General features: G+C 51.1%; 20 protein-coding genes. 7 read left to right on the forward strand and 13 right to left on the reverse strand.

Translation table 11 applies throughout. The features are described from left to right. Positions 1-294 precede the first annotated feature (294 nt). The gene (locus UNDYM_RS06040; protein WP_232063748.1) at positions 295-1,911 is read left to right on the forward strand and encodes an MFS transporter; all 1,617 of its coding nucleotides are present in this window, start codon (positions 295-297) and stop codon (positions 1,909-1,911) included. An 80-nt stretch (positions 1,912-1,991) separates the two neighbouring features. Here UNDYM_RS06040 and UNDYM_RS06045 read toward each other — a convergent pair whose 3' ends face one another. Beyond that, entirely contained in the window at positions 1,992-3,674 is a 1,683-nt protein-coding gene (locus UNDYM_RS06045) for an alkaline phosphatase family protein (RefSeq protein WP_232063750.1), read from the reverse strand. Positions 3,675-4,031: 357 nt separating this feature from the next. Between UNDYM_RS06045 and UNDYM_RS06050 the strand changes: the two genes are divergently transcribed. Further along, positions 4,032-5,279 carry a GGDEF domain-containing protein gene (locus UNDYM_RS06050; RefSeq protein ID WP_232063755.1) on the forward strand — a complete coding sequence of 416 codons (1,248 nt, stop codon included), beginning with the start codon at positions 4,032-4,034 and terminating at the stop codon, positions 5,277-5,279. 78 nt (positions 5,280-5,357) lie between these two features. Here UNDYM_RS06050 and UNDYM_RS06055 read toward each other — a convergent pair whose 3' ends face one another. Continuing rightward, the gene (locus UNDYM_RS06055; protein WP_162040244.1) at positions 5,358-6,533 is read right to left on the reverse strand and encodes a DUF3667 domain-containing protein; all 1,176 of its coding nucleotides are present in this window, start codon (positions 6,531-6,533) and stop codon (positions 5,358-5,360) included. Positions 6,534-6,657: 124 nt separating this feature from the next. On the opposite strand from UNDYM_RS06055, the gene UNDYM_RS06060 reads away from it, so the two are divergent. Then, the gene (locus tag UNDYM_RS06060; protein WP_162040245.1) at positions 6,658-7,074 is read left to right on the forward strand and encodes a lysozyme inhibitor LprI family protein; all 417 of its coding nucleotides are present in this window, start codon (positions 6,658-6,660) and stop codon (positions 7,072-7,074) included. Between the two features lie 56 nt (positions 7,075-7,130). Here the strand turns inward: UNDYM_RS06060 and corA are convergent, their stop codons facing one another. After that, positions 7,131-8,096, reverse strand: a complete 966-nt coding sequence (gene corA, locus UNDYM_RS06065; RefSeq protein ID WP_162040246.1) for a magnesium/cobalt transporter CorA — start codon at positions 8,094-8,096, stop codon at positions 7,131-7,133. 84 nt (positions 8,097-8,180) lie between these two features. After that, entirely contained in the window at positions 8,181-9,257 is a 1,077-nt protein-coding gene (locus UNDYM_RS06070) for a GlxA family transcriptional regulator (protein ID WP_162040247.1), read from the reverse strand. Positions 9,258-9,448: 191 nt separating this feature from the next. On the opposite strand from UNDYM_RS06070, the gene UNDYM_RS06075 reads away from it, so the two are divergent. The 3 genes from UNDYM_RS06075 to UNDYM_RS06085 are packed head-to-tail and all read left to right on the forward strand — an operon-like array spanning position 9,449 to position 12,256. Next, a complete protein-coding gene (locus UNDYM_RS06075; RefSeq protein ID WP_162040248.1) occupies positions 9,449-10,210 on the forward strand; it encodes an N-acetyltransferase in 762 nt (253 codons plus the stop codon). Next, positions 10,207-11,133, forward strand: a complete 927-nt coding sequence (locus tag UNDYM_RS06080) for a ThiF family adenylyltransferase (protein ID WP_162040249.1) — start codon at positions 10,207-10,209, stop codon at positions 11,131-11,133. The genes UNDYM_RS06075 and UNDYM_RS06080 overlap by 4 nt, the downstream gene beginning before the upstream one ends. Beyond that, positions 11,120-12,256 (forward strand): nitroreductase family protein, encoded by a 1,137-nt coding sequence (locus tag UNDYM_RS06085; protein WP_162040250.1) that lies wholly within the window; start codon positions 11,120-11,122, stop codon positions 12,254-12,256. Before UNDYM_RS06080 ends, UNDYM_RS06085 begins: the two co-directional genes overlap by 14 nt. 188 nt (positions 12,257-12,444) lie before the next feature. Here the strand turns inward: UNDYM_RS06085 and UNDYM_RS06090 are convergent, their stop codons facing one another. The 5 genes from UNDYM_RS06090 to UNDYM_RS06110 all read right to left on the reverse strand — a co-directional run bounded on the left by UNDYM_RS06090 (position 12,445) and on the right by UNDYM_RS06110 (position 18,991). Further along, positions 12,445-13,200: a Crp/Fnr family transcriptional regulator gene (locus UNDYM_RS06090; protein WP_162040251.1), complete on the reverse strand. Its 756-nt coding sequence runs from the start codon at positions 13,198-13,200 to the stop codon at positions 12,445-12,447. Between the two features lie 244 nt (positions 13,201-13,444). Next, entirely contained in the window at positions 13,445-16,273 is a 2,829-nt protein-coding gene (locus UNDYM_RS06095; protein WP_162040252.1) for an ATP-binding protein, read from the reverse strand. A gap of 5 nt (positions 16,274-16,278) precedes the next feature. Further along, entirely contained in the window at positions 16,279-17,085 is an 807-nt protein-coding gene (locus UNDYM_RS06100) for a hypothetical protein (protein WP_232063757.1), read from the reverse strand. Beyond that, complete coding sequence (locus tag UNDYM_RS06105) at positions 17,082-18,476, reverse strand: hypothetical protein (protein WP_232063759.1); 1,395 nt, start codon at positions 18,474-18,476, stop codon at positions 17,082-17,084. Before UNDYM_RS06105 ends, UNDYM_RS06100 begins: the two co-directional genes overlap by 4 nt. A 182-nt stretch (positions 18,477-18,658) precedes the next feature. Continuing rightward, positions 18,659-18,991 (reverse strand): hypothetical protein, encoded by a 333-nt coding sequence (locus UNDYM_RS06110; protein WP_162040253.1) that lies wholly within the window; start codon positions 18,989-18,991, stop codon positions 18,659-18,661. Positions 18,992-19,398: 407 nt separating this feature from the next. Here UNDYM_RS06110 and msrA point away from each other — a divergent pair, with 407 nt between their 5' ends. Further along, positions 19,399-19,938, forward strand: a complete 540-nt coding sequence (gene msrA / locus UNDYM_RS06115; RefSeq protein ID WP_162040254.1) for a peptide-methionine (S)-S-oxide reductase MsrA — start codon at positions 19,399-19,401, stop codon at positions 19,936-19,938. A 96-nt stretch (positions 19,939-20,034) separates the two neighbouring features. Here the strand turns inward: msrA and UNDYM_RS06120 are convergent, their stop codons facing one another. From UNDYM_RS06120 to UNDYM_RS06135, 4 genes are read right to left on the reverse strand one after another with little or no spacing between them, the layout of a single operon-like run. After that, positions 20,035-20,640 carry an SRPBCC family protein gene (locus UNDYM_RS06120; protein WP_162040255.1) on the reverse strand — a complete coding sequence of 202 codons (606 nt, stop codon included), beginning with the start codon at positions 20,638-20,640 and terminating at the stop codon, positions 20,035-20,037. Beyond that, positions 20,637-21,236: a dual specificity protein phosphatase family protein gene (locus tag UNDYM_RS06125; protein ID WP_162040256.1), complete on the reverse strand. Its 600-nt coding sequence runs from the start codon at positions 21,234-21,236 to the stop codon at positions 20,637-20,639. Before UNDYM_RS06125 ends, UNDYM_RS06120 begins: the two co-directional genes overlap by 4 nt. Beyond that, a complete protein-coding gene (locus UNDYM_RS06130; RefSeq protein WP_162040257.1) occupies positions 21,205-21,723 on the reverse strand; it encodes a hypothetical protein in 519 nt (172 codons plus the stop codon). The genes UNDYM_RS06125 and UNDYM_RS06130 overlap by 32 nt, the downstream gene beginning before the upstream one ends. A gap of 14 nt (positions 21,724-21,737) precedes the next feature. Continuing rightward, the gene (locus tag UNDYM_RS06135; RefSeq protein ID WP_162040258.1) at positions 21,738-22,868 is read right to left on the reverse strand and encodes a glycosyltransferase; all 1,131 of its coding nucleotides are present in this window, start codon (positions 22,866-22,868) and stop codon (positions 21,738-21,740) included. Positions 22,869-22,902 lie beyond the last annotated feature (34 nt).

The raw sequence follows: 22,902 nt of genomic DNA on the forward strand, positions 1-22,902 counted from the left end.
AAGGCTTGCAGCCCGGTTACTGGCTGGTGTGGCATGACATTACGGTAGCTCTCTGACATGATTTCTCCTTGATTGTTGAAGCATGCTTCGCTGCAAGGCTTTTCTCTCGCAAATGAGCATGTTTTCATGCTTGACTACCCCTGCACAAATCTGGATACTTCGCCCACTGTTTTTCCAGATATATCCATTTTATATACTGGCAAAACTTATCCATGATCCCAAAAAGGCAAGCCTGTCTTTACAAGAGACAGTTTGCCCAGGCTGTGAAAAAAACAATTGAAACAGGAGAGACGAATGACTCAATCCGTGGCTATGGATAGCGCCGACAAGGCGCGGATGCCTAAGCAAATACCGTATATCATCGCCAATGAAGGCTGCGAGCGCTTCAGTTTTTATGGCATGCGCAATATTCTGGTCTCCTTCCTGACGACCAGCTTGCTGCTATCCATGCCTGAAGAAATGCGCAAGGACATGGCGAAGGAAGTGTTTCATACCTTCGTCATTGGCGTGTATTTCTTCCCCTTACTTGGGGGTTGGCTGGCTGACCGTTATTTTGGCAAATACAATACGGTGTTCTGGCTCAGCCTTGTGTATTGCTGCGGCCATGCATGCCTGGCTATTTTTGAAGATAGCCGTAACGGTTTTTATACCGGACTATTCCTGATTGCCCTGGGGTCGGGTGGGATCAAACCACTGGTAACATCTTTTGTTGGCGATCAGTTTGATCAGACCAACCGTTCGCTGGCGCAAAAAGTGTTTGATGGTTTTTACTGGATCATCAATTTTGGCTCTTTCTTTGCATCTCTGTTGATGCCTTATTTCCTTAAAAAATTCAGCCCCACTACTACCTTTGACATTTTCGGCGTACTGAAGTTTACTTTGACTGGCCCCAGTATCGCCTTTGGTATCCCCGGCGTGCTGATGCTGATTGCGACTATCGTTTTCTGGACAGGCCGCACCAAATATGTCCATGTACCACCGGCACCACGTGATCCACATTCCTTCTTGAATGTAGTTCGTACCGCATTGACTACTAATGCACCTGGACAGGCTAAAACTGGTTACTTCATCGCAGTCGCTGGCGTGTTGCTGGCGATAGGCTCGATGTTCCTGATTCCTAAAGTCGGTATCGTGGCGGCGCTGTGCCTGGCGCTGGTGTTGGTAATGGGCTTTGGTGGCATGGGTACCTGGATGCAACTGGAACGTGCCCGTGGCATCCATCCTGATGTGGCGGTTGATGGTGTGCGTTCGGTATTGCGCATCCTGGTTGTGTTTGCTCTGGTGACGCCGTTCTGGTCCTTGTTTGATCAAAAGGCATCGACCTGGGTCTTGCAGGCTGATCAGATGACCAAGCCCTCATGGTTTGCATCTTCACAAATGCAGGCTTTGAATCCTATGCTGGTGATGTTGCTGATTCCTTTCAATAATTTAATCCTGTATCCGCTGTTGAAACGCAAAGGCGTGGAGCTGACTGCCTTGCGCCGCATGGGCACAGGTATCGCTTTCTCTGGCCTGGCCTGGATAGTTGTGGGTTTCATGCAGGTGGCGATTGATGGTGGCAATGCCCTGACCATCGTCTGGCAAATTCTGCCTTATGCCTTGCTGACCTTTGGTGAGGTGCTGGTATCCACGACAGGGCTGGAATTTGCCTATAGCCAGGCACCTCTGGCGATGAAGGGCGTGATCATGAGCTTCTGGAATCTGTCCGTCACGATAGGTAACCTGTGGGTTTTGCTGGCTAATTCCAGTGTCAAGAGTGAGGCAGTGACCGAGCAAATCAAATCGACTGGCATGAGCGTCACGGCTTTCCAGATGTTCTTCTTCGCTGGTTTTGCCTTGCTGGCAGCCTTCCTGTTTGCTTTATATGCACGCGGCTATACGATGCAAAACAATTACCGTCAGGCGAAATAAGCTGATTGTATGATGTTAAAAAAACCGCATGATTTTAATCATGCGGTTTTTTTTCGTCCTGCCATTTAGCGTGATTGGAATCAGCGCAATATCTCTGTCAGCACCCGGCCTTCAGAACCTGACGGTGGACGTACCCGCAACAGGTGAGCCAGGGTAGGGGCAATGTCCATGACTTCAGCATACTGGCCATAAGAACCGGCTTTGAAAGGCTTGCCCATCAGTATCAATGGCACATTGGTGTCGTAGATATAAGGTGAGCCATGCGATGTGCCATGTGCCTCGCTGGCAAAATACCAGTAAGGTTTGGTGACGACCATGACATCGCCTGAACGCTGTTTATTCCAGGCACGTTGTACCAGTGTGCCTATGCGGGTGCGTGGCAGATTACCGTTCTCAAACTGAGTGCGGGTAAAGCTGTCAGCAATACCTGGTACGCCCTGCAGGAACCTGGCTGCTGCCAGTTCCACCTCTTCACGCTTGAGGTTTTTTTGCTCCATGAGTTTGTAGTCAAGCAGGAAGTTGGGATTAGACCATTTGCGGACCAGGTCTTTTTGCCCAAATTTTTCTGCCAGGTACAGATTCAGATCTGCCGTTATCTTCTTGCTATCCAGGCGCTGTGCATCACGTTTGATGGATTGCGCAAATTCAGGCACATTCGGGAAGCCGTGATCTGCGGTCAGCACTACCATGGTGTTTTCCAGGCCTATGCGCTTGTCCAGATAAGTAAAGAAAGCGGCCAGCATCCTGTCCAGTCTTTGCAGATGGTCATGCGACATGCGGCTTTCAGGGCCAAAGCTGTGATTCACATAATCATGGCTGGACAGGCTGACACCGAGTACGTCCGGCACACCGGTCGGATTTTGCCCCAGCTTTTCACCCTCTATCGCAGCACGGGCAAAGTCCAGTGTCATTTCATCGACATAAGGACCAGTATAGAGATCCTTGTAGTATTCAGCATCAGGCTTGCCTGACTTGCTGACGTATTTGAAAGGGAAGCGCTTGTCTTTCTCTTTTTGGTTGATGACCAGCTCGTCGTCGGCATCATTTGCGTAGGCCGCATCCGGCAGCAGGGGACGCCATTCCTTGCCATAAAACTTGTCTTGCGGTTTTGCCGCCTGGAATTGCTGCACCCATTGTGGATGAGACTTCATGTAATACGTGGAGCTGGCGAAGTTGCCAGTTTTGCTCATGTACATATAGGCAGTACCGGTTTTGCCCGCCAGCAGGATTGCGCCCCTGTCCTTGCCGGACACGGTGATTACCTTGCTGTGTTCACCGTTCGAATAACGCAATTCATCGCCCAGGGTGCTGACGCGCAGGTTGGCTGGGGATGTGCCATCACTGGCCTTGGTTTCTTCGCCTATATAAGTATATTGCTTGTCTTCTGTGCAATAGACAGATTCCAGCGTGACCGGGTCTATCCAGTTATTGCCGATGATGCCATGTTGATAAGGGTAAGCGCCAGTCAGCACCGCAGAGTGACCAACCGCTGTGACGGTAATCCCGTGCGCCTGATGTGCATCCGAGAACCAGGCACCCTGGTCCAGCAAGCGGCGGAAGCCGCCTTGTCCAAACTGATCGCGGTAGCGCACTACTTGTTCTTGAGGCAGGCCATCAACGACCAGAACCACAATGAGTTTGGCTTGTGCTGGTTTTTCTGCGACCGTTGCGGCGTGCGCAGGCATGCTGGCAGAAGCAGCAAGGCAGGTCAGCAAAAATAAGCGGCGCATGGGCAGGGGGATGCGGGACAGGGAATTATTCATGGTGTATTGTTGAGTGGTAAGTGCGGGTCAATGATGGTCAATATTGCTCAATAGTGGTCCAGGCAGGAGCCGACTCTCGCTATCATCGGCACCCAGGCTAGCATACACTAAGTGATACATCTGACAGCTTGATGACAAGGTAAATCTTGAGCAAAATACATAAGATTTTCGGTATGTATTCTTTATCTATTAAATTTGGCTATTAAGTTTTTGCTTTCAATTCCCTTGTTGTTGTGCATCAAAAACAAACTGCCTGATCTTGCATTTTCTTACTTTGCTCATCATTGCCCGGCAGTAAAATGAAATCATGCTTTTCTGCATGTCTATCAATTGAAGCCGGACCTGATCGGATCATTCTTGAACAAAGATCATTATTACACTTACCTGTTTGATATCTTGCCAGTCGCGGTGGCGATTGTGGTCGATGGCAAATTGGTGAAACTCAATCCCGCTGCAGTGCAATTGCTCGAGGTCAGTGACGAGCAGCTATTGCTGGGCAAGTCTGTTGATGAATTTGTCCACCCCATTGACCAGCCAAGATCACAGGGACGATTGAAAAAGCAGGGCAGCAACTGGGCGAATGCGAATAGTAAATTTCGCATACGTACCAGCAAAGGTAATTTCCGCATGCTGCTGGTGATCAGCAATGCGATAGAATTTGAAGGCAGGGATGCTGTCATGATCAGCGGCATGGACATGACCGAGCACAGCGAAATGGAGGAGCAATTGCGCCTCAGCGAATTCAATTTCAGGCGCTTGTTTGAAAACATGCAGGACGTGTATTACCGTACTGATGTCAATGGCATCATACAAAAAGTCAGTCCTGCAGTCACTAAAATATTGGGTTACACCCCTGAAGAAATTGAGGGCAAGCCAGCAGCGGAACTATATCCGCAAATGGGCGACAGGGAAGCCTTTAGAAAAGAGATCATGCTGCACGGCATGGTCAGTGATTTCCCCGGACAAATGGTCACCAAAGATGGTCGCATCATCGATATATCAGTCAATAGCCAGGCGCTGTATGACGATGAGGGCAATTATGCCGGTGCAGAAGGCATTTGCAGGGACGTCACTCAACGAAAATTGCTTGAACGAGAAATGCAAAGGTTGGCAACCACGGATTCTCTGACCGGCATTGCCAACCGCCGCGCTTTTCTTGAGCATGCCGAGCATATCTTCAAAAGCTGCCAGCGCTATCAAACCCAGATGACGCTGATGATGCTGGATCTGGATTTTTTCAAGGGCATTAATGATAAATATGGTCACCAGTCTGGTGATCTGGCGTTGATAAATTTTGCTGAGGCCGTCAAACTGGAATTACGGGAGTCCGACCTGTTTGGCCGTCTTGGTGGAGAAGAGTTTTGCGTGCTTTTGCAACAGGCCAATCAGCCAGAAGCCTTGCTCGTGGCTGAACGCATACGCGCCCATGTACAGTCCCTGCTGCTGAATTCTGCCGCTGGCGAGCCGTTCTCACTGACAGTAAGCATAGGCATAGCCATATACCGGACCGAGGATGACCGCCTTGGCCGTTTGCTTGAACGCGCTGACAAGGCCTTGTATCAGGCCAAAAGCAATGGCCGCAACCGGGTTACCTGGGAAACCTAGAGTTCAGGCTTTTCCCGGTTACACAATACACACTGCATACTACACACCGTACACTGCACACCGCACACTACAAACTGATCAGGCGCTCACGCTCAAAATCAGTAACAGATACATGAGCAAAGAACATCCAGCCACGAACAGCAAGGCTATCGTGCGCCACAGGCTGGCAGCTACTCCCAGGTGATAGGCCTCACGTAACTGCCTGAACATATGCAGGGGTGGCACAAACACAAATAGCAGTACTGCTGTGGTGCTGAAACCCATGGTATTCAGTATGGCCGTTGTCATCAGAAGCAGGGCCATGAAGGACAGGGAATACAGCGAAAACACCGCATGATCGAACATGCCATATCTGCGCTTGAAGATGAATAGCAGCCATAAAAACGGCAATGAAATAGGCATGAGCATGAAGGCAAGTTTCGATGCATTACTCTTCATTTTGTACAGGGTCAATTCAGGTGTATTGACCGCATGCTTGATTTTTTCCTGTATGGATGGAAGAGATGAGGTAACCGTGACCTTTTGTTTTTTTGCCGCTTGCTTGGCTTGATTCTCTTCTATTTTTTTAAACAGTTTTTCATCCAGTTTTTGCGCGAGTTTTCCCACGCCCTGGTCTTTGTCATCGTCCTTTACCTGGCCATTTCCATCATTTTTGATGCCAAGTAAATTCAATGAACTTTCCAGTGCAGTGATCTCTGACTTAAGATCGGCGATGTTCTCATCCAGTTCTTCCAGTTTCGAGTCTCCTGCCGGCAATTTGCCACGTTCACTTTGCAGGGATGTCAGCTTCGCCTGATTCTCTTGCAAGACCCTGCTGATTCCTTCCCTGGTGTGCGGCTTGTCAGTAATGCTCTCGAGCGGATTGCTCGTCGTGAAAGAAAACACAAAGAACATCAAAAAGATCAAAAACAAAAACAGGGCCAAAGGCGATACATAGCGTGTGCGCTGGCCATCTATATAGTCGCGGGTCAGTTTACCAGGTGACCAGATCAGTTTTGGAATAGTCCGCCAAGCCTTGGTCTCAAAGTGAAACAGACCATGCAAAAGCTCTTCTACCAGGTGCAACAGGGATTTGTGTATATGACCAGACTGACCACAGGCGTGGCAATAGGCCCCTTGCAGGGGAGTATTGCAGTTGGCGCATGCATGATGATGCTCTGCTGCGCCAGTCACATGTGAGGCGCTCTTTTCTGCTTCATTGACCAGCACTGCTGCTGTTGCCACATCCGTTGCAATTTCCACATCCACGTTCATATGCTTGCTCTCTGATTTTTTTGATTATGCACGATGTTGAACTTCCCTCAGTCCGGCAAGATAGCACAATCAGGTGTGGATTTGATAATATGCAACACTCATTTTTTAGATAAACAGGAACAAGATGCGCTTGCCTCAATTACTGTTGTGTTTGAGTTTGTCGGTTTCCAGTGCAGGTGCATGGGCGCAACGTGCTGCATCTGGTGAAGACTGTTTTTTCATTGGCGGCCAGGCAGATGCACGTACTTGTCTGGAACAACGGGTCAGGGACAGTGACACGCTGCTGCAGCGAACAGAAGCAGATACCTCCTCCATGGTGTTGCGCTGGGACGATACGCCAACAAACCGTGGCCGGGTGCAGCGCTATATGTTATCCGCAGGCAAGCAGTATTTGCTCTATCGCAAAGAACAATGTGAGCTGCAAGCTGCGCTCGCCGCTGGTGGCACAGGCGGTTCGCACCGGCGCTACCTGTGCATACTGGAATTGAATGAACAGCGCATCCTTCATCTGCAAGGAGTCCAGACCTCATTGCAGCGCTGAGACACCGATAATGACTTGCCTGATACCATGTAAGTCGTGCCAAGAGTGAACTCAGGTCACAGCCAGCCTGACTTCCTGAAGCGGTAATACAGATAGGCACAGGCCGAGAACATGATGCCCAGGGCCATGGGATAGCCGAAATGCCATTCCAGTTCTGGCATGGCCTTGAAGTTCATGCCCCAGATACCGGCAAAGGCGGTGGGGACTGCAAAAATCGCCGCACCTGCGGCCAGACGTTTGTTGACCTCACTCTCATCAATCGCAACCATGGATAAATTGACCTGTATCGCTGTGCTGATGGTGTCGCGTATGGTTTCTATCGAGGTATTGATGCGGTATAAATGATCATAGACATCGCGGAAATATTCCTGGGTATTCACACACAAGGCTGGCACGCGGCCACCAAACAGTTTGCCGCAGGCTTCCATCAAAGGTGTGACTGCATGTTTGACCACCATGATCTTGCGCTTGAGCTGGTACAGACGCTGGATGTTGGCACGTTCACTGCCTTTGGTGAAAATCTGTTCTTCGATGAGTTCCAGTTCTTCTTCCAGGGCTTCCACGACGGGGAAGTAGCGATCGACCACGGCATCAATCAGCGCATAAAACACAAAAGATGAGCCATGCCTGAGCAAATGCGGTTCTCGTTCGCAGCGTTGCCGCACACCTAGAAAATTTTGCTGGCAACGGTTGCGCACCGAGAGCACATAATTGTCACCGACAAAGAGGTTGAGTTCGCCCGTATGCAACTCGCCTTCCAGCATTTCTACCGTGTGGATGACGGCAAACAGCGAGTCGCCATATTCTTCTATCTTTGGCCTTTGATAACCGTGACGCGCATCTTCTACCGCCAGCTCATGCAGTTCAAACTCAACCTGCATTTCCTGTAATTCTTCATCCGAGGCATCGCGCAGGGCCACCCAGACAAACTGGTCCTTATGTTGTACATAGTCGCTGATTTCTGCGACGGGTATGTCTGACAGTTTGCGACCTTCCTGATAAGTAACGCAGTTGATTAACATGTTTCAGTTTCCATCTTTTTGTTGGGTGAAATAGGCTCAGTCTGAGCCAATATGTGTGCTGTGTAAACTCGGGCGTGGCAGGATTCAGTCAGTATCGTAAGAGGTGGCGTCAGTGGCGCGCCACCAGCGCTTGTCTGTCCTGAAGTTGAAACGGCGGCGGAATTGCAAGGGACTCATTTGCGTTTCTCTTTTGAACAGGCGGCAAAATGAGCTGTTGTCGCGGTAGCCGCATTGCTCAACGATGGCGCTGACATCCAGCATGCTAATTTCAAGTAATTGCTTGGCTCTTTGTATGCGCAGTTTTTGCAGATACGAGAGCGGCGACATTCCCAGTACTTCGTTGAAGTAGCGGTTGATTGTGCGTGGGCTGACGGCAGCGGCATGGGCCACTTCCTGCAAGTTGTAGCTGCGGCTCAGGTCTGCTTCCAGCCACACACGGGCCTTGAAGACGATGCCATCGCGCGCTTTGGTGGAGAGCACAGGGTTCATGTCGGCACTGATCTTGTAGCGCTCCTCGCGGTAATAGGTGGCGTCGATGGCGCTATTGGCCAACGCGTCACCGTACTGCAGGCGCATGACTTCATAAATCAGGCGGTAATTGCTGGCCGGTGCGCCCGTTGTGAACAGATTGCCGTCAATCACCACCTCATGACGCAAATTCAGCAAGACATTCGGATAATTGTCGCTCAGCCATCCGCTCATCATCCAGCTCATGCTTGCCTGCTTGTGTTCCAGCAAGCCTGCTTCTGCCAGAAAGCCTGTGGCGTTATAACTCGCAGCAATAACGGCCCCCGATTGATGACGTGACTGCAGCAAGGCTTTTTCTGCCACACCAGTTTTAACCCGCTGGTCCAGCTCATAAATGGTGCTTATTTGCAAGCCAGGCACGACCAGCACGGTTTGCCTCGCCGGCAGATATTCATCGGTGCCGTCAAAGCCGGGGTCCATGGTGTTTGTCAGCCATGGCAAATGCAGGGCTTTGCCATGCACATCAATGATGCGCCAGCGAAATGGCAGGGCACGCCTGCCAGCCTGGCTTAATTTTTCAGGGTTTCTCAAACTCCACAGGGTATTTCCTGCGGTAATGGCATCAATGCTGGTGAGCATGGCACCAGGCATGCAGCCTTCCAGAAATAAGAGATCAAAGCGTAGCGGTAACATTTGATTACATAGATTTGCTTACAAGTCATGGCTGAATCGGCACATCGCTTGTCTATTTTAGCTTATTAATTTTCAGCAGGCATGAATATACTTACTGCACAGAAACGATATTTCTGTTTCCAAAAGGTGGGTGCGCACTCCACAGGAAAGGTTTTGTAGTCCCTCAAACTGCTTATACTTTGGATAAGATCATGCACTCACTTGCTCAGACAAATACCATCATTGGTATGCCCCTGGATGTTCCGCGCCAGAATAAGGCGGATGCTTTCAGGCGGCAGCCACCAGTTTATCCCTGGCCGAACAAGCAGATTCCAGGCTTCAAGGTCAAGCTGGTGAATTCCAGAAATGACCGTGAAACCATCAACATGCTGGTCAATGAACGGTTTTCCTCGCGTGGTTATGCCCACCCTGAAGCGAGCAAAACCGGAAATATCCTCAGCCTGCAGGCGACCATAGAAAACCGTGTGGTTGGTACGCTCAGTGTGCAATTTGATGCCGGCGAAGGCCTGCCGCTCGACAAACTGTACCAGTTTGAACTTGATAGCTTGCGCAGGAGAGGTGCAAAGCTATGCCAGTTCACCAAACTGGCGATAGAAAAAGAAGTCAAATCCCGCAGTGTGCTCGCCTCCTTGTTCCACCTGGCCGAGATTTGGGCATTGCGGGTGCGTCAATACAACTATATCTGTATAGAGGTTAATCCCAGGCATGTGGCCTTCTATCAGCGCATGCTGAAATTTACTGTCCTGAGTGATGTCAGGGATAACCAGCAGGTGCAGGCACCATCTGTCTTGCTGGGCATCGATTTGCATTATGTCGCCAGGATGATAGAGATTTTTGGTGGTAAACCAGAGCTGGCTGATACTGAACGTTCTTTTTATCCTTACCTGTTTTCCCCTGAAGAGGAAGCCCGTCTGGCTGCCCGCATGCAGGGCATGAGTGAGCAATACGAATGAAACCACTACTAGTGCATCCTGCTCAGCCGGGCCCATCTTTTGATTACGACCAGGCTTTTTCCCGTAATCTGGGCTGGTTTACCGAGGCAGAGCAGGCACAACTGCGTGGCAAGAAGGCAGCCATCGCTGGCATGGGTGGAGTAGGTGGTGCGCATTTACTGACACTGGCCAGACTGGGCATAGGTGCTTTCCATATTGCAGACTTTGACCAGTTTGATTTGCCGAACATGAACCGCCAGGCTGGTGCCATGCAATCCACCCTCGGTAGAGACAAGGCGCAAGTCATGCAGGCCATGGCCAGGGATATCAATCCTGAGCTGCAGATAGAAGTTTTTGCCCAGGGTATAGGGCCAGCCAATATGGATGCCTTTCTGGATGGTGTCGATATCTATATCGACAGCCTGGACTTTTTTGCCTTCGATACCCGCCGCGCCGTGTTTGCTGCCTGCTATCGCAAAGGCATACCTGCTGTCACCGCTGCCCCCTTGGGCATGGGGACTGCCGTATTGTCCTTCATGCCTGGCAAAATGAGTTTTGATGATTATTTCCAGATGCAGGGGCAATCAGAATTTGAGCAAGGCATACGCTTTTTAATCGGGCTGGCGCCGGCACGTCTGCATGGCTCTTACTTGGTTGATCCCAGTCGGGTGCGGCTGGATTTGAAAAAAGGCCCGTCAACGGTCATGGCCTGTCAGTTGTGTGCAGGTGTGGCGGCAACGGAAGCTGCAAAAATCCTGCTGGGACGCGGCAAGGTGGTTTGTGCGCCGCGCGGCATCCATTACGACGCTTACCGGCAAGAATTGAAGAAAACCTGGCTGCCCGGTGGCAACCGCAACCCCTTGCAAAAAATCAAGCTGGCGATTGCCAGACGCATGTTGGGGCAGAAACTGGCAACTGCAGAAAAACAGCATGAGCCCGCTTGAATACATATTGGACAAGGCGCGCTGGGCACCCAGTGGTGATAATGTACAGAACTGGCGCTTTGAAGTCGTTTCAGAAGATGTCTTCATCATCCGTGCCTTTGATACCCGCGACACAGTGGTCTATGATTTTGATGGCCGCCCCAGCCAGATCGCCCTCGGTGCTCTGCTGGAAAATATCAGCCTGGCAGCCAGCCATCAGCATCGCCAGGCAGAATTTCTGCGCCTGGATAGTCAGGACAAATCTGGCAATAGCGATGCCATTGCCTACCAGGTCAGGCTTCTGCCTCTGGATATTTGCAGTCCCCATCCCCTGGTGGAGATGATAGAAAAAAGAAGCGTGCAAAGACGTGCGCTGTCCACAAGGGGTTTGCGGCCCGAACATCAACTGGCGCTGGAACAGGCAGCCGGAGACAATTTCAGCATACGCTGGTTTGGTGGCTGGCAACAACGCTGGCAAATGGCGAAATTGTTGTGGCGCAATGCCCAAATACGCCTGACCATGCCAGAAGCCTTTCCCGTGCATAAAAAAGCCATAGACTGGGGCAAGCAATTCAGTACAGACCGTATACCAGACCAGGCCATAGGCATGGATAAGCTGGGTTTGCTAATCATGCGCTGGGCCATGCATAGCTGGCAACGCGTTAGCTGGATGAACCGCTATATGGCAGGTACCTGGTTGCCACGTTTGCAGCTGGATCTGGTGCCCGCATTGTTTTGCGCTGCGCATTTCATGATCGTGGCAAAGAAAGAACCACAAACCGCTGAAGACTTCGTCGCTGCAGGCCGCAGCCTGCAACGCTTATGGCTGACTGCCACACAACTGGGTATACAATTGCAGCCAGAAATGACGCCACTGATCTTTAGCTGGTATGTCAATGCGGGGCGGCCTTGCAGTGCTGAAGCAGGCATACAGAAACAGGTGCAGGCATTGCATCAAGATCTTGCAGCGCGCTGCTACCCGGGAGCTTTGGAAAATACCTGCTTTATGGGGAGAGTGGGTTACGGCAAACCAGCGCAAGCACGTTCTTTAAGATTGAAGCTGCAGGATATTTGCCTGCAAGCCAATAATGGAGAAAATGAACAAGGTGACTACCCCATAGTTTGCCAGCATACTGCCACGTAACACATAGCCTCATGATCATTTCCTCAAGAGGGGAAATGCGATTAAGATGTCTTGGGACGCCGGGCAAGGCCCAAGCTGTAAAAAATTCTCCCTGTATGGCAGCACCAATGACTTACTTGTCCATCTTACTGCGCACTTTATGACAAAGTGCGCATCATACATATGGATGAACAATCGCTAGCTTATCGCTACAGCACCGTTGCCGGGTCGGCATCTGGAACGGGCGGTAGTAGCCGCAGGTATTCTTTGCGGACGACTTCATAGCATTCACAGACACGAGCTTCCATTGCCGCTCTGTCAATGATCTTGATATGACCGCGTCTGCTGGCAATTAATCCGTCCTTTTGCAATTGGCCTATTGTTTGCGTAACGCTTTCGCGCCGCACGCCTAATAAATTGGAAATCATTTCCTGGGTGATCACGATATCTTCAGAATGCAATCTGTCCATACTCATCAGGAGCCAGCGGCACAATTGCTGATCGAGTAAATGATGCTGGTTGCACACCGCTGTTTGTGAGGTCTGGCAAATCAGCGCCTGAGTGTATAGAAGAGCATATTGCTGCAACTTGCCGCCCAGGGAAAATTCTCTTTTCATGACTTTTCTGCTGAGTTTGTATGCCTTGCCTGTGCTTTGCACCTCCGTGCTGGATGGCATGCTATCCCCACCCATGAAGATGGAAATGCCCACCATGCCTTCATTTCCGACCAGGGCAACTTCGCTCGACGAACCATCTTCCAGTGCATAGATCAACGAGACGATGCCGGATATGGGGAAATACAGGTAGCGTACATGGTCACCTGATTCCAGCATAGTCCACTTCAATGGAAGAGGAACTAGTTCCAGATCAGGCAGGATACGCTCGAAATCTGCCTTGGGTAGCGCAGCTAATATGCTGTTCTGTTTTGGATTTTCAGACCAGACAGCTTTGCTTGTTTTTTTCATATGTTTTTTGAGGTCGCTTGCTTGTTCTACCGCAGGCTTGGGCAGGCTGTAACATCAAAGCAGTTTACATGGTTTCGCCCGCAGTCTGTGGGTCATTTGGTTTGTGCAAGCGGAAACAACAATAAAGACTATCATCCTGATTTCACAGCTAATAGTCTCCTCCAGTATTGGCAGTATGTACACAGAAAAAGTGACTACCAGAATAAGCTATCCCCTGATATCAAGCGATATCAGGGGAAATCCATTATGTCTTGGCAGTCTTGTTTTTCTCGGTTTTTCTTTGCAATACAAAAATAGGCTGCGCCCATTCCGTATCTTTTTTCTTCTTGCTGGTGATCAGTGTCAGTTCAGAAGGATCATACACATCCGTGTTATGCGTCAGCGGTGTCGTCATCAGGTACTGAGCATCTGTGTTCTTCAGAAACTCACCCACCAGCTGGATATTGCGTATATCCAGATGGGCGAAAGGTTCATCGATGAAGACAAAGCCGCCGGAACCATCGTCAGATTTCAGCAAGCCTATCAGCAAGATCAGTGACTTCATGACTTGCTGGCCGCCGGATGCTTCGCCGTCGTTCATGCCTATCGGGCCTTTGCCGTCAAACTTGAAACGTACATGCAAGCCAGCCTGGGCCAGTTGTATGTCGTCATTTTCGAGTTTGACCGGATCGGTATGCACTTCTATGCCTGCCAGCTCGCCCAGTTGCTTGATGTTCTTGCTGTAGGACTTGATCGTGAAGCGCAGCCTGTCCATATAGGCGGCGCGGGCATTCACGGTGGCTTCTATCGCGCGGTTATTTTGGTAGCGACGTTCATCAGTCTCAGCCTGGCGGCCTTGCAGCAGGGCGTTCAGGCGGGTGTATTGATCGACGACGGTGGAGTCAGTTTCCCAGTCATCGCGCGCAAGGTTATTCGTCAGGCTGCGTATGCGCAATTCTATCTGGTGGACGTTTTCATGCTCTGCCACCAGTTCCTTGCGGTGCGAGGCACGCTTCCAGTTATGTGGAAGGGTATGCCAGGTGTCGCGCATGGCGCGCAGGGTTTCGAATTGTTCCTTGCGTTCATCGGCATGTCGCTTTTCTGATGTGCGTAATTGTGCTTCGGCATCGGCAATCGCTGCCTTGGCCTGTTCCCATTTAAGGTGAGCAACCGAACGTTGCTCCGTAGCGGCTTTCAGCAAAGGCGCAATTTCACCGAGGCGGCCGCCGACTTCCATACGCTGCTGTTTCAGTGGCTGGGTATTGCGGGTTGCTTCTTCAAATTCGGCATGACGGGCACTCAGTTCTTTTGCTGCATCGACACCTGCCAGACGCGCTTTGAAGGCACTGATTTCACCAGCCAGTTTGCTGATCTGCATGGTCAGCACATCTTCTTGTGATTGCAGGCGTGGTAAAGACTTCAGCAGGGCTTCAAGACGCTGGGTGCGGCCCGCATTACCAAAGCGATAGCGTGACACTTCAACGAACAGTGAGCGGCCACCGCGACGTTCGAAATGGTAAGCGTCGGGGGTAATCCACTCCTGGTTTTTCGGCAGCTTCATGCCCAGCTCGATTGAACCTACCGTGTCTATGCGTTGCAACTGTTCTATCAGCCAGGCAGGAGCCTGACCAGTGAAGTTGACGACAGACAGCAGACTCTGGTCCTTGACCACAGGCGCACTGATACGGTCAGGCACGATGAAGTGACTATAGCGCTGCTTCTCACCTATGCGGTAAGCGGCAGAGGCGTCAGTCGCCTTGTCCAGCAAAATCACTGAAGTATAACCGCGCAATACACCTTCGACTGCAGCCTGCCATTTAGGATCAGTGACTTCGACGATCTCCGGCAACATGCAATGCGGGATATTCGCATCCGTCAGCGCCCGGCGCATCTGGCGCACATTCTCAGGGTCAGGCAGGGCAGACTTGCCTTGCAAGGCGGCGATGGTTTCCATTTCGCCAGCGATGCGCTGGGTCAGGGCATCACGTTCGAGTTTCTGGCGCGACAGTTCGGCTTCTTTTTTCTCCAGATCGTCAGCGATATTGGCGACATCGGCGTCTGCTTCAGCAGCCAGTTTTTGCAAACGGGCTTTTTGTTCCAGCAGGCTTTCTTGTGGCTTCAGTTTGCTGTTGATTTGCCCCAGTTTTTCTCGCAGCGACGACTCTTCTGCTTCCAGTGCAGCTTCTGCCTGCTTGGCATCTGAGACTTGCTGTGCCTGTTGTGCCAGGTGCTGGCGGCGGTCAGACAGGGCCAGGTCTTGCGTCTTTAAAAAGCGCTTGCTGGCACGTAGTGCCTGGCTGGTGGTGCCTGCTTTTTCCAGGGCTTCATGGTATTGCAGGGTAGGTAGTATCTCTTCCTGCAGATCGCGTTTCTCTTTGCTCAAACTTTCATACTGGTGGTAATTGGCAACCCGCAGGCGCAAGCCTTCGAGATTGGTTTTTGCACCTTCCAGCTCGGTTTCAAAGCGCTGCAACTCGGTTTCTGTATCACGCTGATGGCGCTTCGCATCATCGTATGCATCCAGTACTTCCTTGTCGCCAAAGACCTGGAACACCAGGTCCAGCAACTGGCGTGGTGCGTATTCACATAGTTTGTCGGTTTCACCCTGTTCCAGTGCCAATACCTTGCCCATGGCATTCGACAAGCCAGCATGTGCCAGACGCTTGCGATAGCTTTCCACGCCCAGCCAGTCATTGGCTTCCTGTATTTCTTCTATCTCGGTCTTGCCACTACGCATCAGGTATTGGCGCTTCCAGTCACCGCCATTTTTTTCTATCTTGCAAAACAGTGTGACCTCATCTTCATACAGGCCAGACATGCGGAAAGGCCGGTTGGATATCTGCGGACCCACCGCGCTGTTATCAACCACCGCACGTATCCATGCCGTTTGCTGGCCTGAGTGACGGGCGTAATGTTTGTAGGATCGCCCCATGGAACATTCCAGACCAAACAGGGTGCGCAAGGCATCGAGCAGCGTGGTTTTACCCGAGCCATTTTGCCCGGCGATAGTAATGATCTTGGCATCGAGAGGGATGTTCTTGATGCGTTGCCAATAATCCCAATGGACAAGTTCCAGCGATTTGATATGAAACATGGTGCTTATTCTTTTTCGGTATTGGTGTCGGTATTGGTGCCAGGACCGGCGTCCTTATCAGCGTTTGCACTTGCCTCGAAGTTGGCAACGGGTGTGACCACGCTTGCTACAGCCGGTTCAGTGACAGAGACAGTTTCAGCCTCTGCTTTTTGGGCCGCAACGGGTGTGATGATGGCAGGTGTCCTTGGTACCGGGATCTGGAAAATATCCGACAGCGCGCCGTTGATGATGCGGTCTTTCAGGGTATCGGTATCCATGAGTAAATCCAGCAGTGGGCCTTCCAAAATCAGGTCTGCCTTGCGTTCGATAAAACCTACGCGCGCCAGCTGGCCCAGGTTCATGTCCATGCGGGTTTTCTTGCCCAGCTTCTCGCCAAAGTCTGCCAGCAGGGCGCGGTAAGAGATGCCTATCGAGGTATCTTCTGCACGAGGCATGGGCTTGTCTTTGCCAAACATATCATTCTGGTCTTCTTCTGCCAGTTGATGGGCTTCCTGCCGTTCCCGTTTCGGCAAAATGATTAGTGACCACAAGACCACTAACAGGGCCACACCGTCGCGCGCCAGGCCAAAATTATTGTTTTGCCATGTCTCCTTCGTGCCAAATACCTTGGATTCGCTATCGCGTGTCAAAGCCAGGGTCACATAGTCGGCATACACGTTATCGACAAACTTCATGCCGCAGGCTTTCAGACGGGCGTCTATCTCGGTGCGAAATAATTCATCCGACAAGGCGCGCTTGACCAGCTTGTCTTCACGGCGCAGGGTCTGGTGCGCCAGCAAGCGGGCGATCAGGATTTGTGCATCTTCAGTCATGGTGTTTCTCTTGTCTGTACAGGTGGTGCAGATGGTACTGATTGTTCAGCAGGTGCAGTTGACTTCGCTTTGCGAGTCGCCTGGGCAGTAACTGCAGCATCGGGCGCGCTCAGGCTGGCGATAGACATGGCCGCAACGTGTTCATCATGCACCTTTTGCATTTTGTCTTTGGAATTGAAAACCAGCGGCAGGCGCGCCAATACGCCAGTGGCGCCCTGTAAGGCGGATTCATTGGCATCGCCCAGCAAAGGCAGCATGGACGCGCGGTAGGATGCAATCGAAAAATTCGACGGCAATAAAAGATCCTGTAATGAGATGGGCTTTTCCGAGGCATCAGCCTCAGTCAGCAAGGCCAGCCAGTGATCGAGTTCATGCAGGGCATCGCTGTCATCATTGGCAATCGATGGTGCATTTTCACCGGCAGGCAAGGCACCCACAAGCGCAGAGACGCGGTGGCTCAGCAGTTCACTCTCGGCCACGTCTATCATTTCTGACGGCGTAATGAACATCGGTGTCACCGGTTTTGCCAGTGCATCGTCAGCCAGTGCCGCCAGGTCGTCTTTTTGCAATAGCCAGGTTTTGATGTCGGTGGTCGATAAGCCAGACTGGCCCAGATGCACGCGCTGGCGCTCAATCTGGTTCAGCGCGCGGGAGAACATGCCCTGCATGTTCAGCAGGGCACTCTGGGCACGCCCTATCGCCTGCGCTGCTCTGTGTGTTGCTGCATCGGCACGGCTGTCATTGGTGATCGCATGAATAATTTGCGAACCTTTTTCCACCCAGTCACAGGCGGTATGCCATTTTTGCTGGGCTGTGCGTAACTGGAACTCTGAACCGGAGGCTATCGCATCCGAGAATTCTTCGGTCAGCTCTATCAGGCGTCCCAGCAAATGATGCAATTGCTCTACCGAGACTCCGCCCACGGCCTGGGCACCAGCAACCTGGGTGAGCATATAGCTCATCTCAGCCTGGTCATTGTTTTCTTCAACTTGCAGCAAGGATTCGATTGCGGCCAGCACATTACGTGCCGTTGGTGCAATACGGTAGACCGACTGGCTGGCATCCCAGATCAGCAAGCCGGTAGAGCGCAGGCGTGACAATACCGTCTCCAGAGCATCTGCTTCGAGATAACCGAGTTTGGCATTGATGTCGGCACGGCTCAGTGAAGGTGTTTCCACATCCGCTGCCAGTTCCCGCAAAACCAGCAGGCGCAGCAATACGCCGTTGAAACCGCCATGAAACAAGGCCGTAAAAGCCTGTAATACAGGCTGGGCGCGCTTCAGGGGGAATACAGCGGAAACGTCTTCGGGAGTAATACCAGGCTTGAAATAGGTCTGCAGAGCGAGATCGTCTTCGTTCTGAACCTCAGCGTCATGACTTATATTTTGCATGCGGGCATTTTAACCGCTTGCAGCCTGCTTGAGTATTGTCAGGATTTTAATTTTTGACAGTGTGCATCAAGAAAATGCTGTCGGACATAGTGCCAAAAATCCAGTTTCTTAATGCGAATACAAGTTTTGCTGCAATGGTTTATAAAATATGCCAGATATTGAGTTTTGTTGTGTTTTTAAAATTAGTGCAGGCGCGACCTGTCATAGCGGTGTTCTATGATTTGCAGTAACAGCACTTCACGGTCTGTTTCATTGGCATGCAACAGACGTGTCACCGCTTTGCGCGGTACCTTGAAGTAACGGCGGCGGTTTGAGCGCATATCCAGTGTACGCCAGCCTTTTTCGGTCAGCCATTCCCATTGCTCATAGTCAATAGGCACGATTAATTGCATCTTCAGGCGCTTGTAGACGACGGTGCTGCCAAATGCCGGCTTGGGGCCTGGCGGTGGCAGTTCGCGGTCATGGCGTACTCTGAAGATAGTCCTGAAACCGTTTTTGATAACGTCAATTAACATGATGTACTTATTGAAATAGCAAGAAAAATATGTGCCAGCAGGATTTGGCAATTAAATTCTGGTATCCACCATCTCTACCGGATGTCTGAGGATATTAAACCGACTCTCCACTGTGTCTGGAAGTGGAAGCAGACAGTACCAAAATTGAGGAAATATTTTAGTCGTATACCAAGTATTTCCTTTCATATTCTCGTGTAAGTTTTTGTAATCTTTCAATTGCTCCGTTACATTAATTCACATTTGACCAGGTTTCGATTAATGTATTTTTGATCATCACTCCAGGCGCGTGACAAACTGATGTGTGCCCTTAGCGCGAGGCGTGTGCGTAGATCGTGAGTAAATAGTTCATAAATGTAAGAAAATGGCCCGGATACAGACTAAGCTTGTATGTAAACAAGGAGAAAGATATGAGTACGACATCCACTGAATTTGCCACCCTGGGCGGCGGTTGTTTTTGGTGTACTGAAGCGGTATTCCAGCAAATTCGCGGAGTATTGAAAGTAGAGTCCGGCTATTCTGGCGGGGCAGTGCATCAGCCTACTTATGAACAAATCTGTACCGGCAAAACCGGACATGCAGAAGTAGTGCGCCTGACTTTTGACCCTGCTATCGTCAGCTATCGGGAGTTACTGGAAATTTTCTTCACCATCCATGATCCTACTACCCTGAACCGTCAGGGGAATGACACCGGCACTCAATACCGCTCTGTGATTTTTTTCCATGATGCGCAACAGCAGGCAATTGCTGAGCAAGTCGTCAAGGAAATGGCGATGGTCTGGGATGATGCCATCGTCACTGAAGTGAGCCAGGCACCGATGTTTTATATTGCGGAAGACTATCACCAGAATTATTTCCGCCAGCATCCTGAACAAGGATATTGCTCATTCGTGGTGGCACCTAAAGTAGCGAAAGCGAGGAAGATGTTTGCCAGCAAGCTGATAGGCTAGCATGGATTGAGATGTTGTTGATTCAGCGCGTTCGCTGCATAAAAAAAGGAGAGTTGCCGACTCTCCTTTTTTACGTAAATCAACGCAGGCCGTCAATCACCAACGCAGCTTGGTTCTGAGTGCATCCATCATCTTGGGTATGCTGTCCTTGCTCATGCTATCGACTATCCAGCCCAGGCCCATGGGCACTGGCCCCGGGTCGGTGAACACCTGGTATTTGACGACAGTCTTGGCTGGATTATCTGCCAAAGGAGTGAGTTCCCAATAACCTGAGGTATCAGCGATGGTTTCTTCCTGCCTCAGGCCTTCCCATGGCTGCAGTTTCCAGCTCAGGTTGCATGTGGCAGGGCTGACTTTGGGTGTCATCTTGAGGCGGTATTTTTTCACTTTCCCCAGTGGCAGGTTCAGGGTGAAATCGACCAGGGCAGATTCATCGGCTTGGCGTGTGACTTTTGCCTTGGCGGTATTCGGCATGAAGCTCGGGTAATCTTCATACGCCTGTATGGTGGCGCAGACCTTGGCGACTGGGGCATTCAGGATAGTACCTGCGGCAAAGGTTTTGCCATTGCTGTCCGCCTTGCTCTGGTCAATTAACTGCACCTGGGTTTCAGAAAACTTGCTGGCGTCCAGTTGGGCTGCTTGTGTGCTCGATAGCGCCAGCAAACTGGCAGTGATACCGGTTAAAACAGTTGTGTGCTTCATGGTTTGTTCACACCTTCGCGTATTTTTTCTATGTTCACGTTTTTTAGATATTCAGGGATATTTTTCCACATGCTGTGGTAGCCATAGCCACCTTTCATCAGCTCTTCCAGGGCCTTCTCTTTGCTCCAGGCCTGATACAGGATGCGGTACATCGCAGTCACCAGGCCGGTGCGGTCAGCCCCATGCATGCAATGCAAAAGTACCGGGCCATCCTTCTCTGCTGCCTTGATGGCACGCAGGGCAGAGATGACATTGCTGTCATTGATGTTCCAGGTATTGATACCTATGCGTTGCAGCTTGATGCCTGTATCTTTGAAGATGCCGGTGTCTGAATGGAAGGAACGCAGGCTGACCACGGTCTTGATACCCAGCGTCTGTAGCATGGCAACATCTTTGCTCTCCAGTTGGGCGCTGCGGTAAAAGTCCTGATTGACGCGGAACAGATTTTGCGCTTCCGCCACGGGGCTAGCCCAGTCAGCAGGCCTGGTTTCTTGCGCATGTGCGACAGGTGCAGTCAGCAGTAAGGCAGCGCAAACCAGTACTGCAAGGCGGGGACCTGAGCGCTTATCGGGTGTTTTGCAGAGGTAGTTGTCCATGTTGTTTATATGAATAAATATAGAGGAGGGTTGCGCCTATCAATCCTACCCAGTAATCAGTGGGCACACCCAGCAGCCAGTGTACATGCCATGGCACATCATGCGCGTTGAAGCGCGAGATGCCATAAGCCGGATTCATGACAAACCATAAAAAGTCTTCTGCTACCCAGAATGTCATGATACTGGCAATCGCACGGCATTCCAGCTTCAGTGTCCATTGCTGCAGCATTGCAAACGGGAAATGGAAGAACAGGGTGATGAAAGGGAACACCCAGGCATGGTAACCCGTCATGGCCCGGCCACCCCAGAAGATATCGAGCAACCAGTGCTTTTCTATACGCCAGGTAGGCAGGTTGGCGGCCCAGCCTGCACTGCCTTCTATCTGGATTTCAACCTGGGCGAAGAAAAGTGCGAGTACAAAAACAAAACCAAGGCAGATCAGGAAGGGCTTGAATGCATTATTAGCCGGGTTGTTAACAGATTTCATAGTCAACCCAAGGCTCAAACCGGTGCATCCAATATGGTTTGCAATACCTGCGTTGCCGCTTGCGGACGTCCCAGCGCCTGCGCCTTGTCATGCATGTCGCGCAATTTGGCGGGATGCTGCAACAGGTAATTCAGGCGGTAAGCCAGGCTGATATCATCATAGGCTTTCATGGCGACGCCTTGTTCCAGCAAGAAGTCGGCATTGCGTTCTTCCTGCCCCGGTATCGGTGAATTGACTATCATGGGCAGGCCCATGGCCAGGCACTCAGATGTCGTCAGCCCGCCGGGTTTGGTAATGACCAGGTCAGCACAAGCCATCAGGCGTTCTACCTTGTCGGTAAAGCCCTGGGGCAGCAGGCGGCCAGGATAGCGCAAGGCCAGTTTCTGCAAGGCCTGCAGGGCTTGCGCATTTTTACCAGCGAGCACGATGAGCTGGAAATTACCCGGTAATGACAGCAGCCGTTCTGCAACTTCATCCAGGCCACCAAGACCAGCACCACCACCCATGAGCATGAAGGTTTGCAGCGCAGGATCAAGCTTGAATTCTGCGGCACAGGTTTTTCTGTCCAGTTGCTGTGTAAAGGCAGGCATGATGGGGATGCCCGTGACGTGTATGCGTTCAGCCGGGATGCCATTGAGGCGCATGCGGTCAGCCACTTCTTCGCTGGCGGCAAAATAGCCAGCCATGTGTTCATGCACCCACATCCTGTGCAAATCAAAGTCGGTGACCTGTACCCAGACCGGGCAATGCAGTCTCTCCTTGCGCAATAGGCGGGACAGCATTTCTGCTGGCAGGAAATGCGTGCAGACGATGACATCTGGCGCAAAATCGGCAATGGCTTGCAGCAAGGGGCGGGCATTCAGGCGCTCTATGCCACGCCTGAGTTTTTCCATGGTACTGTCAGATTGCGCTTCATTCGACGCATGATAGAGATAACCCCACAGCGTCGGCGCTTTATTGACGAGCTTGATATAAAAATCAGTATAAATCTTGCGAAACCCGGCGGTAACAAAATCCATTACATCCAGGTGCAAAACCTCAGTATCGGCGGGATATGCTTGTGCGGTTGCCTCTATGGCCTGGGCCGCACGCTTGTGACCAGCGCCAGCGGATACGCTTAACAGCAAGATTTTTTTCTTGGGCATGGACTTCGGTGTCGGTAAAAAAACACCGAGGATA

The sequence above is a fragment of the Undibacterium sp. YM2 genome (genome assembly GCF_009937975.1).
GTDB lineage: Bacteria > Pseudomonadota > Gammaproteobacteria > Burkholderiales > Burkholderiaceae_D > Undibacterium.